The organism is Candidatus Flexicrinis affinis (assembly GCA_016716525.1).
Taxonomy (GTDB): Bacteria; Chloroflexota; Anaerolineae; order Aggregatilineales; family Phototrophicaceae; genus Flexicrinis; species Flexicrinis affinis.
Genome location: JADJWE010000009.1, coordinates 254,726 through 271,588, shown reverse-complemented (window position 1 = coordinate 271,588; position 16,863 = coordinate 254,726). Strand labels below are relative to the sequence as shown.

Annotated in this window: 16 protein-coding genes; 11 read left to right on the top strand and 5 right to left on the bottom strand. The window is 62.9% G+C overall.

What is annotated here, in order from left to right; all coding sequences use genetic code 11:
* Positions 1-104 precede the first annotated feature (104 nt).
* The 3 genes from IPM16_20440 to IPM16_20430 are packed head-to-tail and all read left to right on the top strand — an operon-like array spanning position 105 to position 2,666.
* Positions 105-512 carry a TrkA family potassium uptake protein gene (locus IPM16_20440; GenBank protein MBK9125473.1) on the top strand — a complete coding sequence of 136 codons (408 nt, stop codon included), beginning with the start codon at positions 105-107 and terminating at the stop codon, positions 510-512.
* A gap of 3 nt (positions 513-515) precedes the next feature.
* Positions 516-1,172, top strand: a complete 657-nt coding sequence (locus IPM16_20435; GenBank protein MBK9125472.1) for an NAD-binding protein — start codon at positions 516-518, stop codon at positions 1,170-1,172.
* A 9-nt stretch (positions 1,173-1,181) separates the two neighbouring features.
* Entirely contained in the window at positions 1,182-2,666 is a 1,485-nt protein-coding gene (locus IPM16_20430; GenBank protein ID MBK9125471.1) for a TrkH family potassium uptake protein, read from the top strand.
* On the opposite strand, the gene IPM16_20425 is transcribed toward IPM16_20430, so the two are convergent.
* A complete protein-coding gene (locus IPM16_20425) occupies positions 2,663-4,015 on the bottom strand; it encodes a cytochrome P450 (GenBank protein ID MBK9125470.1) in 1,353 nt (450 codons plus the stop codon). The two genes, IPM16_20430 and IPM16_20425, sit on opposite strands and share 4 nt — an antisense overlap.
* Positions 4,016-4,117: 102 nt before the next feature.
* Positions 4,118-4,924: a 5'-methylthioadenosine/S-adenosylhomocysteine nucleosidase gene (locus IPM16_20420; GenBank protein ID MBK9125469.1), complete on the bottom strand. Its 807-nt coding sequence runs from the start codon at positions 4,922-4,924 to the stop codon at positions 4,118-4,120.
* Between the two features lie 108 nt (positions 4,925-5,032).
* Between IPM16_20420 and IPM16_20415 the strand changes: the two genes are divergently transcribed.
* From IPM16_20415 to IPM16_20400, 4 genes are all read left to right on the top strand, one after another.
* On the top strand, positions 5,033-5,707 hold the full coding sequence (locus tag IPM16_20415) for a heme exporter protein CcmB (protein ID MBK9125468.1): 675 nt from the start codon (positions 5,033-5,035) through the stop codon (positions 5,705-5,707).
* A 147-nt stretch (positions 5,708-5,854) separates the two neighbouring features.
* Positions 5,855-6,673 carry a MerR family transcriptional regulator gene (locus IPM16_20410; protein MBK9125467.1) on the top strand — a complete coding sequence of 273 codons (819 nt, stop codon included), beginning with the start codon at positions 5,855-5,857 and terminating at the stop codon, positions 6,671-6,673.
* A gap of 25 nt (positions 6,674-6,698) precedes the next feature.
* A complete protein-coding gene (locus IPM16_20405; GenBank protein MBK9125466.1) occupies positions 6,699-7,214 on the top strand; it encodes a DUF1579 family protein in 516 nt (171 codons plus the stop codon).
* A complete protein-coding gene (locus IPM16_20400) occupies positions 7,211-8,158 on the top strand; it encodes a tetratricopeptide repeat protein (GenBank protein ID MBK9125465.1) in 948 nt (315 codons plus the stop codon). The genes IPM16_20405 and IPM16_20400 overlap by 4 nt, the downstream gene beginning before the upstream one ends.
* Here the strand turns inward: IPM16_20400 and IPM16_20395 are convergent.
* Complete coding sequence (locus IPM16_20395; GenBank protein MBK9125464.1) at positions 8,147-8,503, bottom strand: hypothetical protein; 357 nt, start codon at positions 8,501-8,503, stop codon at positions 8,147-8,149. The genes IPM16_20400 and IPM16_20395 overlap by 12 nt on opposite strands.
* Positions 8,504-8,626: 123 nt before the next feature.
* Positions 8,627-9,166, bottom strand: coding sequence for a hypothetical protein (locus IPM16_20390; GenBank protein ID MBK9125463.1), 540 nt, complete (start codon positions 9,164-9,166; stop codon positions 8,627-8,629).
* 406 nt (positions 9,167-9,572) lie between these two features.
* Between IPM16_20390 and groES the strand changes: the two genes are divergently transcribed.
* Both groES and groL read left to right on the top strand, forming a co-directional pair.
* Complete coding sequence (gene groES, locus IPM16_20385) at positions 9,573-9,860, top strand: co-chaperone GroES (GenBank protein MBK9125462.1); 288 nt, start codon at positions 9,573-9,575, stop codon at positions 9,858-9,860.
* A 63-nt stretch (positions 9,861-9,923) separates the two neighbouring features.
* Positions 9,924-11,564, top strand: coding sequence for a chaperonin GroEL (gene groL, locus IPM16_20380; protein MBK9125461.1), 1,641 nt, complete (start codon positions 9,924-9,926; stop codon positions 11,562-11,564).
* A gap of 158 nt (positions 11,565-11,722) precedes the next feature.
* Here groL and IPM16_20375 read toward each other — a convergent pair whose 3' ends face one another.
* Entirely contained in the window at positions 11,723-12,172 is a 450-nt protein-coding gene (locus tag IPM16_20375; GenBank protein MBK9125460.1) for a hypothetical protein, read from the bottom strand.
* 231 nt (positions 12,173-12,403) lie between these two features.
* On the opposite strand from IPM16_20375, the gene IPM16_20370 reads away from it, so the two are divergent.
* A complete protein-coding gene (locus IPM16_20370) occupies positions 12,404-13,909 on the top strand; it encodes a hypothetical protein (protein ID MBK9125459.1) in 1,506 nt (501 codons plus the stop codon).
* Positions 13,910-13,946: 37 nt separating this feature from the next.
* Positions 13,947-16,850 carry a hypothetical protein gene (locus tag IPM16_20365; protein ID MBK9125458.1) on the top strand — a complete coding sequence of 968 codons (2,904 nt, stop codon included), beginning with the start codon at positions 13,947-13,949 and terminating at the stop codon, positions 16,848-16,850.
* Positions 16,851-16,863 lie beyond the last annotated feature (13 nt).

Below are 16,863 nucleotides of genomic sequence, written 5' to 3'. Positions count from 1 at the left end.
GGATCGCGACTTGCGGCTGCGGTGCGACTCGATTGCACTTGCCCGGCCCTGCAACTCGTGCTAGCCTAGTGCGGTTCCGTCAGAAGACAGATCCAGTCCCCTCTATGCCACACTTCAAACATATCGTCATCGTCGGCTGCGGCCGATTGGGCGGCGCGCTGGCCAATCACCTGAGCAGTGAGGGCCACAACGTCGTCGTGATCGACCGGCGCGACGGTGCGTTCGACAAGCTCGGCCCGGACTTTTCCGGCTTTCGTCTGATCGGCGACGCGATCGAGCCGCATACGCTCAAGGAAGCCGGCATCCAGAAGGCCGACTGCTTGTTCGCCACTACCACCGGCGACAACACGAACCTGATGGTCGCTCAGGTCGCCAAGGAGATCTTTAACGTGAAACGGGTGGTCGCCCGCGTCTTCGACCCGGCGCGCGAGATGCTGTACAAGGAGTTGGGTATCGAGACGATCAGCCCGGTAAAATTGTCGGCTGACGCGTTTCTGAGGCTGGTGGAATAGAAGATGCACATCATTCTGTATGGCGGCAGCAGGACCGTCTACTATCTCGCGCGCCAGTTCGTCCGCAGCAAAGTACACGTGGTCGTCCTAAACCCGGATGTCACCCAATGCCGCGAACTCGCCAGCCAGACCAAAGCCACTGTCGTAGTCGGTGACGGCACCGACATCAACCGGCTTGAAGAAGCGGGCGCGCGCATGACCGACGCGTTCCTCGCCCTCACCCCTAACGATCAGGATAATCTGATCGCGTGCCAGATCGCCAACCGCAAGTTCGGCGTGCCGCGCACGATCGCACTGGTCAACGACCCCGACAACGAGGAGATCTTCACCAAGCTCGGCGTGACGGTGGCGTTCAGCGCGACGCGCGTCATCGGGCAGATGCTGGAGTCCGAGACGTCGTTTGCCAACGTCCACGAGCTGATGCCATTGATGAAGGGCCGGGTCACGCTCACCGATGTGCACCTTCCCAGAAGCGCGCCCGCCGTCGGCATGACGCTCAACGACCTGCCGCTGTCCGGCAACACGTTGATCGGCTGCGTCGTGCGCGGTGACGAGGTAATAGTCCCGCGCGGCTCGACCGTCCTGCAAGCCGATGACCATGTGCTGGTCATCAGCGACGTCGAGCATCACGAGCGGGATCTGGAAGCCATCCTCGGTTAGGCCGCACACATGGATCGCTACCGCGCGCATCTGCGCGATCGATATCGCGCCATCGTGGGTTATGTCGGTATGCTGGCGGCGATCATCGGCGTCATCAACCTTGTGCCGGTACTGCTCATCGTGTTCTACCCCGATGAGGCGGTACACGCTGGCGGCTTTCTGCTCGGCGGGTTGCCGATGCTGGTGCTGGGCCTCTTGGCCGCCAAGCGGTTTATCCCGAGGGAGCCGATCTCGCTTGACATTCAGGAAGGGTCGGTGGTTGTCCTGCTTGCGTGGCTGTTGGGCATCCTCAGCAGTGCCGTTCCGATGATGGCCGGCGTCGGCCTGAATTTCTCGCAAGGCGTTTTTGAGTCGACCAGCGCGTGGACGACTACCGGTCTTTCAGTCGTGGACGTCACGACAGCCCCCAACCTGATTCTATTCTTCCGCAGTTGGCTGCAAGCGTGCGGCGGCGCAGGGTTCGCCATCATCGCGCTGTCCGCCGTAGCCGGCTCGTTCGCGTCTGGGCTGTCGGCGGCGGAGGGCCGCACCGATCAGCTTGCGCCAAACGTCCGCCAAAGCGCGACGCTGGTGTTCCGCATCTACATTGCATACAACGTTGTCGGGATCATAGCCCTGCTCATCGCGGGCATGGAGCCGCTGGATGCGGTCGTGCACGCGTTCTCGGCCGTCAGCGGCGGCGGATTCTCGACCAAAGTCGACTCGATCGGCCACTGGGACAGCCTCGCCATCGAAGCCGTCATTATCGTCCTCATGGTGCTCAGCGCGCTCAACTTCGTCATCGCGTATACCCTGCTACAACGCAAGTTTCGCACCGCGATCCGCAACGGCGAGCTTCGCATGATGCTGGCCGGTCTCGTGGTCGGGCCGCTGCTGCTGTTCGGGATCGTCGTGCCGCTGTATCCGACCGCGCACGAAGGCGTGCGGGCGGCCGTGTTCGAGGCCGCATCGGCGTGGACGACGACCGGGTTCTCGACCACGTCTTATCTGCCGTGGGCCGAGTTCGGCTGGCTGGTGCTCATCAGCCTCATGCTGATCGGCGGCGGCACCGGCTCGACCGCGGGCGGCATTAAGCAGCTGCGCATCTATATTCTGTACAAGTCGGTGATCTGGGAACTGAAGCGCGCCTTCCTACCGAAGCATGCGATCAACGAGCCGGCGATCTGGCACGGTGAACGGCGCGACCTCCTCAACGACAAGCAGGTGCGGCAGGCGGCGCTATTCGTCGGCATGTACATCACCGTATTCTTCATCGGCTCAGGGATTATCGCGGCCCACGGCTATACCCTGCGCGAAAGCCTGTTCGAGTTCACCAGTTCGCTGTCCACGGTCGGCCTCTCGGTTGGCGTCACGCGCCCCGACATGCCGCTCGGCGTGATGTGGACGCAGACGGCAGGCATGTTCCTTGGCCGGCTCGAATTCTTCGCCGTGCTGATCGGGGTATTCAAGCTCACCGGCGACCTTCGCCAGATGGCCTCCCGGCGAGACGACTAGACCGGCTTGTCCGCCACCTTCACCCGGAACGACTGGCCCGGGTTGGGCAGCGGCATGGTGCGAATCTTCACCGTATAGTCCGGGTTCGGCAGTTCGAGCTTGGTATGGCGCAGCAGCCCCGCCATCGTAATCAGCGCCAAACCTTCCGCCATCCCTGCCCCAAGGCACGTGTGCGGGCCGAGCGTATACGGCGCGAACACGCCGGGCGGTGGCGCTTCGCCGGTCAGATGGCGCTCCGGATCGAACTTCAGCGGATCGGGATAGTACTCATCGAGCATGTGCGTCACGCCGTTGGCGAACATCACCTCGGTGCCGACGGCGAAGTCGTAGCCGGCGAACGTGAACGGGTGCTTGACGGCGCGCGGTGTAAACGGCGTGGCCGGGAAACGGCGCAAGTTCTCGATGGCAGCGGCGTGCAGAAACTCCAGCTTGCGGAAGTCGTTCAGGTCCGGCGTCCCAGCGTCGAACAGGGCGTCGACCTCGGCCTTGGCACGGGCTCGGATCTCGGGGTGTTTGGCGATCGCATACACGAAGAATGCCAGCGTGCTCGCCAGCGTGTCGATGCCGGCGATGTACGGCCCGACGGCGAAGGAGATCAGGTCGTCTTCGGTGAACGGGTCACCGTCAGGACGCACCGACGCCAGCAGATCGTCGATCATGTCCGGCGTGCGTCCGCCCTCGCGCGGAGGATCGGCGCGATGCAGATCGAGAATTTCCTTGCCGAGCGCCAGCATGTTCGCCTTGGCCTGCTTCCACGAGGGACGGCTGAGCATCACGCGCGGCCACACCTTGACGACTTCGACGTTCATCGCGCCGGCGAGGAAGGTCAGAATGTCCTGATAGCGGTCACCCGGCTTGACGCCGGTGGTGATCAGGCCAATCTCATTACAGACAAGCCGGCGCATGCTGTCGAACACCGCCACGTCGTCGCCCGGCTTCAACGTCTCGGCGAATTCGCGCACGACATCGAGCACCTTGGCGACGTGCGGCGCAATCGCAGAACGCGAGAACCCGGGCCGCATGACCTTGCGCATGTGCCGGTGCGGCTCGCCATCGAGCATCGTCAGCATGACGTCGGTGTTGAACTGGCGCGCCATCCCGCCGAACAGCGTTTCGCTGGTCAGGTACTGCTCGGCCTCGCGCTGGAGAAACAGATTCGCCTCAAGTCCCGCCAAGACGGTGTACTCGGTGAAGCCCATGCGCACGCGGAATACTGGCCCCAGCTCGCGATACCCCTGCACGAGGTAGCGGAGCGGATCGTTGAGCATGTTGACGTTGTCAGTGAGATATGGGATGCCGGGCATGCGCGGCGGGCGTACCGGCGCGGTCGTTTCGATGGTGCGGGTCATGGTGCTCCTATAACGCTGGTGCGCAGGCGAATTGCTCTGGCAGCAGTATACAGACCAAACGGTCGGTTTCGCGAGAGTGTTATATCGATTATTCGCCTACGCTCATGGAAGCAGGCGTACAAGCTCCAGCGTGGCCGCGGCGGCAGCCCGCCCCGCCTGCACGATCTGCGCCTCGATCTGGCCGTCGGCCATGTCGCCCGCGTCGTCGCTGATGGCACGCACGGCAATGAACGGCACGTCGTTAAGCAGCGCAACTTGCGCCGCCGCCGCGCTCTCCATGTCGACGATACGCGCCGCAAAGCGTGACGCCAAATCCCCACGCGCCGCGTCGCTGCGGATGAACTGGTCGCCGCTCACGCCTGTGCCGCCCGCACGGACGCCGTCGATGCGCTCCGCGATCGCGTACAACTCGGGATCGACCTCGAAACCATCGACCTGCAGCGGCTCGCCACCGGCCGGATAGATGTGCAGCGGCAGGGGTTGGATGCCATCGTCGGTGAATACGCCGAATTGGTGGTTGACCCACCAGCGCGGCACCACGACTTGCCCCGGTGCCAGACCCGGCTCAAGTGCCCCGGCGGCACCGCTGAAGATCAGATGCGTAATCGCGAAGCGATCCAACGCGTGCTGAATGCGCGCCGCAGCATTCACCATGCCCGGCCCCGCTTGAAACAGTACGACGAGTCGCCCGTCGACGGTGCCGATCGTGTACGGCACGCCTCCGGCCAGCAGCCACTCCACGTCTGACAAGCCGGCCGCCAGCGGTTCCATCTCGGCAGCAGAAACGGCGGCGATCCCCACCCGTGGCAGTAGATCGCGCGCAGTCGGCGCCGGCTGTGCCACACCCACCATCATCAGAATCAGCAATACCGCGGCGGGTATCCGCCAATGCGACGACGGTCGAGTCACGGACATCCATCCTCGAATCTGCGGTAGATCGACACATCGAGCATACCGTCCGCTGGGGACGACGGTCAAATCGCGTATAATCGCCCGGCACCGATCGGAAGGAATGACATGACCGGATTGTGGCCCGCCGCCTTCGCCGTCTTTGCCAAAGACCTGCGCGCCGAGATGCGCAGCCGGGAACTGCTCAGCATGATGGGCCTGTTCTCGGTGCTGTGCATCCTCGCCTTCAGCTTCGCGCTCGAGCTCGATCGCCAGACGCGCGACGCGGTGGCGGGTGGTGTGCTGTGGGTGACGGTCACATTCGCCGTCATGCTCGGCCTGAACCGCAGCCTCGGCGGCGAGCGCGAACAGGGCAGCCTCGACGCGATGCTGCTCTCGCCGATGCCGCGCGCCTCGATCTTTCTCGGCAAAGCGCTGTCGAACTTCGTCTTCTCCAGCCTCATCGGCCTGATCCTGCTGCCGCTTATGACCATTCTCTACAACCTGCCGCTGGCTCATCCGACGATCATTGCGGCGGTCGTGCTCGGATCGCTCGCCCTGTCGGCTGTCGGTACGCTGCTAGCCGCCATCGCGGTGCAGGCGCGCTCGCGCGATTCCCTGCTGCCGATCATCATGTTGCCGACGGCGCTGCCGGTGCTGTTATGCGCCGTGCGGGCCTCCAACGGCATGTTCTCCGGCCAACCGGAATCGCTCTGGATCGGCTGGCTCGGCCTGCTGGCGATCACCGCCGCCGGCTATCTGCTCATGTGCGGCGCGCTTTTCTCGTACGTCATCGAAGAGTAGAACCCCACAGGAGCGCTGCCCCCAAACCCCGCCAGAAGGCTTACGCCCCCTTGCAGAGGCGTGGAGGCGGAGCCTCCGCATCTTTTCATTTGACTCTCCCGCTGGGGTAGAGTTTTTAATGACGGGTATGGGGAGGGGCTGCGGGCCATGTTCAAGATCGGCGAGTTCTCGAAAATCTGTATGGTATCGGTCAAGGCGCTGCGCCACTGGGACGCCGAAGGCGTGCTCAAGCCGGCCACGATCGACGCCGACACCGGGTATCGCTACTACGCCATCGACCAAATCGCCGAGGTCAACCGGATTCTGGCGATGCGTGCGATGGGCCTCGCCCTGCCGCAAATCCGGTCACTCCTGCGCGACCATCCGAGCGCCGACGACCTGCGCGCCATGCTGACCCTCAAGCGCGCACAGCTCGAACAGGAGATCGACGAGGCCGCGTCGATGCTGCGGATGGTCGAGGCACGCCTGCGGCAGATCGACACCACGGTGGCAGCGCCTCCGTACGAGGTCGCTATCAAGAGCGCAGACCCGATGGAGATTACGGCCGTACGCACGGTCGTCCCAACGATGAACGCGCTGGTCGACCTGCTGCGAGAGACGCACTCGTACGCCCTATCCACACTGGGCACGAACCTGATGGCGGTATTCCACGACGAAGCGTACGAGCTCGAGACCATCGATGTCGAAGTCGGGTTCCCATCCGAACACGGCACGCAGCACATACCGCTGTCCCATCGGCGCGAGATGAAGCCGGTCGCCCTGCCTGCCGTGCCGACGATGGCGGTTACCGTCCATCGCGGTCCGTGGCTGTCGTTGTCGGAGGGGTATACCGCGCTGGGCCGCTGGATCGACGAGAGCGGCTACGCGATCAGCGGGCCGGGGCGCGAGATCTACCATCACATCGACTGGGAAAGCGAGCAATCGGCGACCGTGACCGAGCTGCAATTCCCGGTGCATCCCCTGTAGAGTATATGCGCAAGGAGTACGAGCGATGAGCGACCCGAACCGTCCCCTGCCCGACCCCGATCCGCATATGGCGGAACTTGACTGGTTCATCGGCCGGTGGCGCGTACGGTCGCGATTGCTGACCGAAAGCGGGTCGTGGGTCGAAGAAGACTTGACGGCGTTCCATACGCGCGAACTCGGCGGCAACCTGATCTTCGAACATTTCTGCGGGCCGCTGAACGGCAAGCCGTTCGAGGCGTGGAGCCTGCGCAAGTTCGACGCCAGCGTCGGAAGATGGCGTCAGCGGTGGGTGGATAGCGAACCGGGCGGTTCGATTCTGAACTGGGTCGGCGCGTGGGACTCGGAAGCACGCCGATTCACCGGCTATGCCGAGCGATTTGTCAACGCAGACGGCACCATCGCCGGGGACACGGCCATGCGTGAGGTCTTCGACGACATCCACTCCGACCGGTTCGCGTGGCGATACGAACGCACGACGGACGGCGGCAAAACGTGGGACGGCAGTTGGAAGCTCGACTATGTGCGCGAGGATGTGTCATGAACACGGTACTCGATATGCACGCGGCTTGCAGCGCGGCGACCACCCTGTTCTACGGCGGGCAGATGCACAGCGCGCTGAACGCGCTCCCGCAAGAGATCAGCCACGTGAGCATGCCGTACGCCACCGACCACGAGCGGATCAGCCTCCAGCTCACCCGCGCGCGGCTATATGTCGACATGGTGATCCTTGACGGCGAAGGCACGCGCGAGGCGCTGCGTCACCTGAACGTCGCGGAGCGCCAGATCGGGCGCAGCGAGCTACCGGGCCCGTTGGCGGCGCTGTACCTCGAACGCGGAAGGCTCGCGCTGATTCAGCAGGCGCGCTTCCAACGGTCCGACTATAGCGGCGCACGGGCGGCGCTGATTCACGCGCTGGAGCATGCGCGCAGGGCGGGTGACATGGCGGTTCAAGCGGCAGTACGGGTGGCGTGGAGCGGGATGACGTTCAAGCTCGGCCAACCTGAAGAGGCGCTGGACACCGCGCAACTCGCGCTCGACCTTGCCCAGCGCTGCGGCCGCGCAGACATCGAAGCCGATGCGTTGCATACGTTGGGACTGCTGCTGCGAGCGTGGGGTGACAGCAGCGCCGCGCTGTCTCATCTCAATTGCGCACTGACGCTTCGCATGGACGACGGCCTGCGGGTCTGGATGGCGGCAACATACGTCGCCCTCGGCGAGACTCTGATGCTGGCCGGCCATATCGGCGAAGCGCACACGCATTTGACCACCGCCGCCGATCTCGCGGAACGTTATGGCACTCGCCGCATTGGTGCACAGGCCGCCCTCACGCTGGCCGAATTGTTCATGCGAACCGAACGCCACAGCGCCGGTTGGGCCGCTGCACGCACCGGCCGCAATCTTGCCTGCCAAGTCCGCGACGAACCGCTAATCGCGCGTGCCGACCGGCTGCTGACGCAGCTCGGCACCGGCGGTTTATCGCGCTGAGAATATCCGTTCGTAGCACATCACAGGCTGCCAGCCCTGCCCGGTCAAATCCATGACGCCGCGCCGTTCGTAACCTAGCGAATCGTAGAAGCGCATCAACGGGGCGTTGCTGGCGACACCGTCGAACCGGATAGCCGCGTATCCGCCGTCCTGTGCGATCCGATCGGCCTGCGCCATCGCCCAGCCCCTGCCCACTAAACGCAGGCCGATCCGCCAACCCCCCCCCCCCCCGCCCCAGCCACCCTCGCGCTGATACGGGCGCGGCGTGTCGGTCAGGTTGAACGTGCCGATCAGGAACGAGTCTTGGTAGAGGCCATACACCCGCTGCGGATCGACACGGCTCATCCACGAATCGAAGTCACGGTAGGGATACCAGTGGCTGCGGCCCCCCCGCCCCCCCCCCCCCCCACCCCCCCACGACGATAGGTCGGTTTCGGGGACGAGGCGAAGTTCCATGGACGGTTGGCATTAGCGCGGCTTCACCCGCCGTTCGATCTCTTTTTTGAGCCGGTCGTATTCGGCGTGCGACCGGTTCGTGACGGCGAACACGGGGCGGAACCCCTCGCCCGCGAACCAACCGACGACGCGGTACGGCCATGGCAGACCGGCACAGCGCAGCATGATGCCCTCGGCGACGCGGTATCTTCTCCGCCCTACGGCGGCGCGGCGCACGGCCTCGGAGTCCGTCGGCGGCAGCAGCGGATACGGCCTGACCTCGTGCACGTCGCCCCATGCGATCGTGAGCGTGCGCCCCACACGCGGCTTGAGCGTGATGCCCGCGTCGTCGGTCGTTACCGGCGGCGTCGCGCGCAGCAGCAGGAACAAGGGCAGTGTCAGCAGCAACGACAGGATCGCGGTCACGACGAACAATCCCGCCCCCGGCACCCGCAGCGCGATCAGGACCTGCACCGGTGCAGAGAAGGTCAGCGCGGCAATGGCGGCAGCGGCGCCATACTGCGACACCGTATATGCGTGCGGACTCAGCGGGGGATGGTTCGAAGCAGTCATCAGAGGCGGCTTTCGGGACAATGTGCACTCTGCCGATAAGAGTGCCAGATGGACGGCGGCATGTGCAAGAGGGGAAGGAGCCAGTGGTCAGGTGTCAGTGGTCAGTTGACAGTGCAGGTCTGGCAATACCGGTCAGCAGTTCACCAAGAAATCTGGATGAGGAGCAACTTGCCGTCGTCCGCAGCTACTCAAACCTTGGCTCCTGAATCCTTGGATCTGACAACTGACTCCTGACCACTGAAACCTGACTACTCCAATCCCTGTCACTTGTATATGAAGTTTGCTAGAAGTCGTAGTTTGCGCTTGACGTACACGGCGAAATGTATGTATATTTCCGGCGTGAATTAGCACTATCGGTGTGTGAGTGCTAAACTGCGACCCGATTTGAGATCATAAGGAGACCACCATGAACCTCCGCCCACTAGGTGACCGTATCCTCGTCGAGCCGTCCGAAGGCGAAGACAAGCTGCCCAGCGGCCTGCTTCTGCCCGAGACTGCCAAGGAAAAGCCGCAGCAGGGCAAGGTCCTCGCCGCCGGCGCCGGCCGCCGCGACGACGAAGGCAAGCGCATCGAAATGGACGTCAAGACCGGCGACACGATCCTGTTCGCCAAGTACGCCGGCACCGAAATCAAGCTTGATGGCAAGAAGCTGTTGATCATGAAGGAAACCGACGTACTGGGCATTCTGGAATAACCCCCAGTTTTGCCTTCGTCCTGAATTCTGCGACAAACGAGAGACTCTCGGAGGAGAATAGCCATGCCCAAGCAGTTGATCTTTAAGGAAGAAGCGCGCCGCCGCATGCAGGCCGGCGTCGACAAGCTCGCCGCCGCCGTCGCCACGACGCTGGGGCCGAAGGGCCGCAACGTCGCGCTCGACAAGAAGTTCGGCGCCCCCACCGTGACCCATGACGGCGTCACGGTCGCCAAGGACATCGAACTGGAAGATCCGTATGAGAATATGGGGGCGCAGCTTCTAAAGGAAGCCGCCACCAAGACCGACGACGCCGCCAGCGATGGCACCACCACCGCCACCGTGCTGGCTCAGGCGATCGTCAATGAAGGTCTGAAGAACGTCGCCGCCGGCGCCAACCCGATGCAGCTCAAGCGCGGCATCCTGGCCGCTGCCGAGGTCGTCGTCAAGGCGATCAAGGATCAGGCCACCCAGATCGAGACCCGCGACGAAATTGCGTCGGTTGCCAGCGTCAGCGCGCAGGACAGCGAGATCGGTAACCTGATCGCTGAAGTGATGGACAAGGTCGGCAAGGACGGCGTCATCACCGTTGAGGAAAGCCGCGGCGTCGAGTTCGAGACCGAGTACGTCGAGGGTATGCAGTTCGACCGCGGCTACATCAGCCCGTACTTCATCACCGCCGCCGAGTCGATGGAAGCGGTCGTGTCCGATCCCTACATCCTCATCTACGACAAGAAGATCAGCGCCGCGCAGGACATCCTGCCGATGCTGGAGAAGCTGATGCAGATCGGCAAGCGCGAGCTGGTGATCATCGCCGAGGACGTCGACGGCGAGGCGCTGGCCACGATGGTGCTGAACAAGCTGCGCGGCATCCTGAACGTGCTGGCCGTCAAGGCGCCGGGCTTCGGTGATCGCCGCAAGGCCATGCTGCGTGACATCGCCATCCTGACCGGTGGCACCGTCATCAGCGAAGAGACCGGCCGTAAGCTCGAGACCGTCACGCTGCAGGATCTGGGCCGCGCGGCCAAGGTCGTGAGCAGCAAGGAAAACACGGTCATCGTCGACGGTCAGGGCGATCCCGGCCAGATCAAGGGCCGCATCGAAGAAATTCGCAAGGAAATCGAGCTGACGACCAGCGACTACGACCGCGAGAAGCTGCAGGAGCGTCTGGCCAAGCTGAGCGGCGGTGTCGCGATCATCCGCGTCGGTGCCGCCACCGAGACCGAGCTGAAGGAAAAGAAGCACCGCGTTGAGGACGCCCTCGGCGCCACCCGCGCGGCGGTCGAAGAAGGCATCGTGTCGGGCGGTGGTGTCGCGCTCGTGAACGCGGTCGCCTCGCTCGACGGCTACAAGCTCGAGAATGACGACGAGAACACCGGCGTCAACATCCTGCGCAAGGCGCTCGAGATGCCGATGCGCAAGATTGCCAGCAACGCCGGCGAGGATGGCGCGGTCATCATTCAGGAAGTCCGCCGCCTGCAGCGCGAGAAGAACAACCTGCGCATCGGCTACGACGTGGTGAGCAACACCTACATCGACATGATCGAGGCAGGCATCCCCGATCCGGCCAAGGTCACCCGCAGCGCGGTCGCCAACGCGGCCTCGATCGCGGCGATGATCCTGACCACCGAAGCGCTCATCACCGACGTGCCCGAGGAAGACAAGGCGCCGGCCATGCCCCCGGGCGGCGGCGGGATGGACTTCTAAGCGCTCCGCGCTTAGGTAACAGTCGGCAGTGACCCGTTGTCAGTTGAAAGGCACTGACGGCTGAATCCTGACGACTGAAAACTGAACACTCACAACAACAGCCCCGTTCGATTGAGCGGGGCTGTTGTTGTAGTCGGTCAAAGCTGTGGGACGGGTTCTTACGCGACGTTGAGCGCGCGCTTGATGTCCGGCATCAGGAAGAACGCGGCGGCTACGCCTGCGCTGAGCACCATGAAGATAATCGACACGATGTTGGACAGCCCGGCGCTCAGCAGGGTGAGCACGACGAACGCGACGTGCATCGCAATCATCAGCCAGTACGACCACGGACGGCGCATGAACACGCCGACCGAAGCCGCCAGCAGCGCGATCCCGACAACGACGAGGATGATGCTGACGATTCCGGTCGCCCCGGTGGCATTCCCCAATTCGGTCAGGCTCGGGTCCTCGACGCCAGCTTCGGTTGCCGCACGGCCGATTGCGCCCAGCCCGCCGGACAGCAGCCCGATGACCACGCCGCCACAGATCTGGATGATACAGAGGATTATTGTGTAAATGGCGGCTAGTACTGCAATGACATTGTTTCCAGAAGTCGCTGATGTTGCCATGTGAATTCTCCCTCAGTGCAAATAAAACTATCCGCGCCTAAAGCGGACATTTCTCATATACCATTAAACGCAAGATGTTGCAACAAATCCGCGCCTCAGCGCGCCCGAATGCCTCCCCACCATCGGCCCGCAGCGCGCGGTCGCCAACAACGCCGGCAAACCATAGGTTACGACGTAGGCAGGCCGTGGTAAGATGTGCGTATCTACCCTGCATAGACGAGGCACGCCGATATGCGCGCTGCTGCACTTGCCTTACTCGTCCTTGCTGCGTTCGTCGCCACGCTCACCATTCCCTCGCCGCAAGCCCAAGCCCCGGAGGCCACGCCGGAGCTTACCCCGGAATTCACCGTCGGACCCATTGACTCCGTGCGCCGAGTCCTGTCATCTGAGGCCCCATGCGTCCTGCTGCACGACGAGACCCGGATTGCCGTCGCCAACCGTGGTGTCGTCAACCTCGTCACGGGTGAGGTAGAGATCCCTTTCGATCCGCCGCTAGCGATGCTTCCACTCTTCCCGGCGGGTGAGAATCGTCTGGGCGTGGCAGGCAGCGGCATATACGATCTGGTCTCAAATCAGAAGCTGCTGGACCTTTCCGGAACCACGAGCTATCCAATGCCACACGCCGCGAACGTCTGGTTAACCGACGCGGCACGCACGCGTTACTTCGTCGCAGAGGAGCGGCTGTATGCGACATCTGCCCGGGTCATGATCTACGACATCAACACACTAGAGCTGCTCTTCAATCGCGATAACGTGCCGTATCCACCCCCCGCGGATCCGTATCGTCCCGCTACCGTAATGGCCCCGGGCGGACTTACGGTCACCGAGGACGTGGTGATTGCGCACGACGGCGTGACGGCGACTGTCTACGACCTGCACTCGGGCGAACTGCTCTACACCCGCGACTTCAACCGCGCTTATCGCACACTCAATGACGATCAATGGCTCGCCGTCATGGGCGAAGACATTCGTGACCTGAAGACAAACTCGCTCATCTTCGACGGCCTGCCAGACATCGTCTGGAATCGTCTTGGGTTCTCTGCAGACTACACGTATCTGTTCTTGTATTCCCCCGACTTCGAGTCGAGCACGGTCTACGATCTGTTCGGAGATCGCGAGCCGGTCACGATTTCGCTCGTCCCGGACGACGAACAAATCATTCTGACGTATCCGTCCTACTTCTACGAGCGATTCGACGTGAATCGCGAAGCTGGGGAGATTGTCGTGGCCGGCATTGAACTCTCCCGGACACGACCACAGCCTGCGCCGCGCGGGGTGAACTACATTTATTCGCTCGCAGACGGCACACGCTTGCGCATCGAAGACGCCAATCATCCGCTGCCGTTCTTCCCCGAGGATCCTGTGCCGCCCGTCGAACTGCGCTCCGATGGCTTCTACCGCACGGATACGGGCGCGTTGATCGTTGAGAACACCAACGAGAACTACGGCCACGCGGTGTACGACGAGAACTACACCATCGCCGCCGTCCCCGACGAAGGCGTCTACGATCTTGTCGAAGGACGTCGCCTATACGACATCGGCGCTCCGATCTACATCAGTCTCGACGGCCGGTTCATTTATCAGGAACGCTACGGCATCCTCGACGCCCGCACGGGGCGGCTGATCTTCGCACACTCGGGTCGGCCGATTCAGTTTTCGCGCGGATCGCGGTATGCGTGGGAGTATCGACGGGATTCGTGCGTCGTGTACGCCCTGCCCGGCACGCCAGTCAAGTAATCCTGCACAAGACACTCAATGGAAGGACTACGTCGTCATGCTGCGTCGATCCTCATTCGCACTTGCCCTACTCGTCCTTGCTGCGTTCATCGCCACGCTCACTATTCCCTCCCCGCAAGCCCAAGCCCCCGAGGCCACCGCCGAGCCGATCATGACCGTGCGGCGCGTGCTCTCCGCCAATTCGTGGTGCGAAGTGCTGAGCGACGGCCGGTCTGCCGCGGTCGCCAATCGTGGCGTGGTTGACCTAGTCACCGGGGAACAGCGCGTTACGTTCGATCCCCCCGCTGACGGTTATCCATTCACGGAGATTGGCGCGGATCGACTGCTTGCTAGGGGCAGCGGCATCTATGACTTGCCACTTGGTAGCAAACTCATCGACCTCAAGGGTACCGTTTTCGGTGTCTATTCGCTGGCGTACGCTGAGACTGACGACGGGTATGCGCCGAGCTTCTACGCAGCAATCCGGCGCAAGGACGACAGCACCGTACACGTCCGCATCTACGACGTCCGCACGCTAGAAGTCGTGTTCGAGCGCGAGGATCTGCGCTTCCCGCCGCCGGGCGACGGCAGCGTGGAGACGGTCATGCGCGCATGGCCCGGCCTGACGCTGACCAACGAGTTCGTCTTGGTTCATGACGGCCAAACGCTGTCCGTCTACAACCTCTTCACCGGCGAGCTGCTGTACACGCGCGCCTTTGAACTGTTCTATTGGCTTGAGAACGATCAAAAGTGGCTGGTCGTTTCGGGCGAGGATGTTCGCGATATCCGAACCAACGAGGTGATTACCAGAGACATACCAGTGATCCGGGGCGACCAAAGCAATCCGGTCCGCTTCACGGAAGACTTCGACTATATGATCGTTCAGACGGCCGACGTTCCGGAAGCGACGCTGTACGACCTCATCGAGGACAACCCGCCTGTCGTCGTCTCATACCGTCCCTCGTTCGGTCAAAGCATAGTCTCCGCGTTCGACAAATTCGCTGTTGACCGTGACGCCAACGAGATTCGCGTGACGGTTGTCGAGATTGATACTGGCGCGGCGTTTCTAGAACCGAAGCCGTTCCAGTACCGCTTTGCGCTCGACACGGGTGGGTTCGTGGATGTAGGGCCGGTAGCAGACCACGTTCCGTTAGTCCTCGTAGACCCTGATGCACCTGTCATACGGCGCCGTGATGGATTCTACGATCGGACCACGGGCGATAAGATCGCGTCTATCGATGTGGAATCAAGTAGCTGGGCGTTCTTCAACGACGACTATACCCTCGCCGTCATCCCCACCGTAGCCGTCTACGATCTAGTCGCAGGGACTAAACTGTACGACGTGTCCGACTACGCGACGATCAGTCCCGATGGTCGATTCATAGCGGAACGGCTCGCGGGGATTCGGGATGCACGAACCGGCACACTGCTGTACCCATTTAGCGGAACCATCAATTTCACCCCGGACTCCCGCTACGGCATCTACCGGGGCAGCGAGTGCGTGATCTTCGCACTGCCCGGCACACCGGCCGACCTTCCGCCTGTCGCTACGCCGCAGCAGGTCGCGCCCGAAGCCACCGCCGAGCCGATCGCGACCTTCCGGCAGATTCTTGCCGATGACTCGTCGTGCATGATGTTCGCCGAACACAACGCAGTCGCAGTGCTGGACCACGGCATCATCGACCTGATCACCGGCGAAACGCGCGCGCCGTTCGACCCTCCCACGATCAGTTACCTGATGTTCGAGCTTAGCGCGGGCCGTGTGCTGGTGCCGGGCAGCGGCGTATACGATGTCGCAACCGGCGACAAGATACTCGACTTGACCAACACGGTTACGAGACGGGAGTCGTTCGGCTATGCGCTGACCGAGGACAGCAACCACGCCGTCAACTTCGCCGCCTTGGAATACCTGCCGGCGTGGGGCGTCCGGCTTCGGGTTTACGATGTCGATACGCTGGAGGTCCTGTTCGAGCACGAGTACCTCAGCTCTCTGCCGCCATTGAGCAACGACCCGCGGGAGCCTCCTCCTCTGCCGACACCTCCGGTTCTCCTGACAGACGAGATCGCCATCACCTTCAACGGCGCGGCGCTGACTGCGTTCGATCTGGCGTCCGGCGAGACACTGTACACGCGCCCGGTGTCCAATGGGTTCTGGGCGTCACCCGACGGCCGATGGCTTGCAACATGGGGCACGGATGTGCGCGACATTCGGACCAACGAGGTGGTGCATGAGAATCTGCCAGAGCTGGGCTGGCCGGGTTCGGCCGCCAGTTTCATCGCCGGCGAGGCCAACCTCGCCATCCACCCTTATACCGAGCCTATGGCGACGCTCTACGACCTCACCGGCGAACGCGCGCCGCTCACGCTCACCTACCCACTGGAGAACAGCGCGGGTCGAGTTGATTTTCCCCGGTTTGAGATCGACCGGAACGCGGGCACAATCGTCGTCACAACCCGCGAGTACCTATCGGCCGAGCCGGCGTCGGATTTCGTTAACACACGGTTTACCTTCGATCTCGACACCGGTGAGCTGGTCTCGGTCGACCGGCCCGTAGACGTGATCGCCACCTACGCCACCAGACCGCCAACGCCCATCCAGCAGCGGTCGAACGGGTTCTACTGGCGCGAGACCGGCGAGCGAATCGTGGAGATCGACCCGCCAGTCGACCGCCAACTCGCCGGCTACACCACCGACTTTTCGCTCGCGATCATCAGCGGCCACGGCGTGTACGACCTCGTCAACGGAGTCAAGCTGTACGATGTCGAGCGACAGGCGAGTATCAGCCCGGACGGGCGCTACGTCGTCGAGAATCGTGTCGGGATTCGCGATGCCAGAAGCGGGACAGTCGTCTATCCGTTCCGCGGCAAGCTGACCCGATTCTCGGAGGATTCGCGCTACGCCTACGACAGCCGATCGGACAGCTGCAATGTCGTGGCGCTGCCCGGCACGCCTACGGAGTAGACAGGCGGCACGG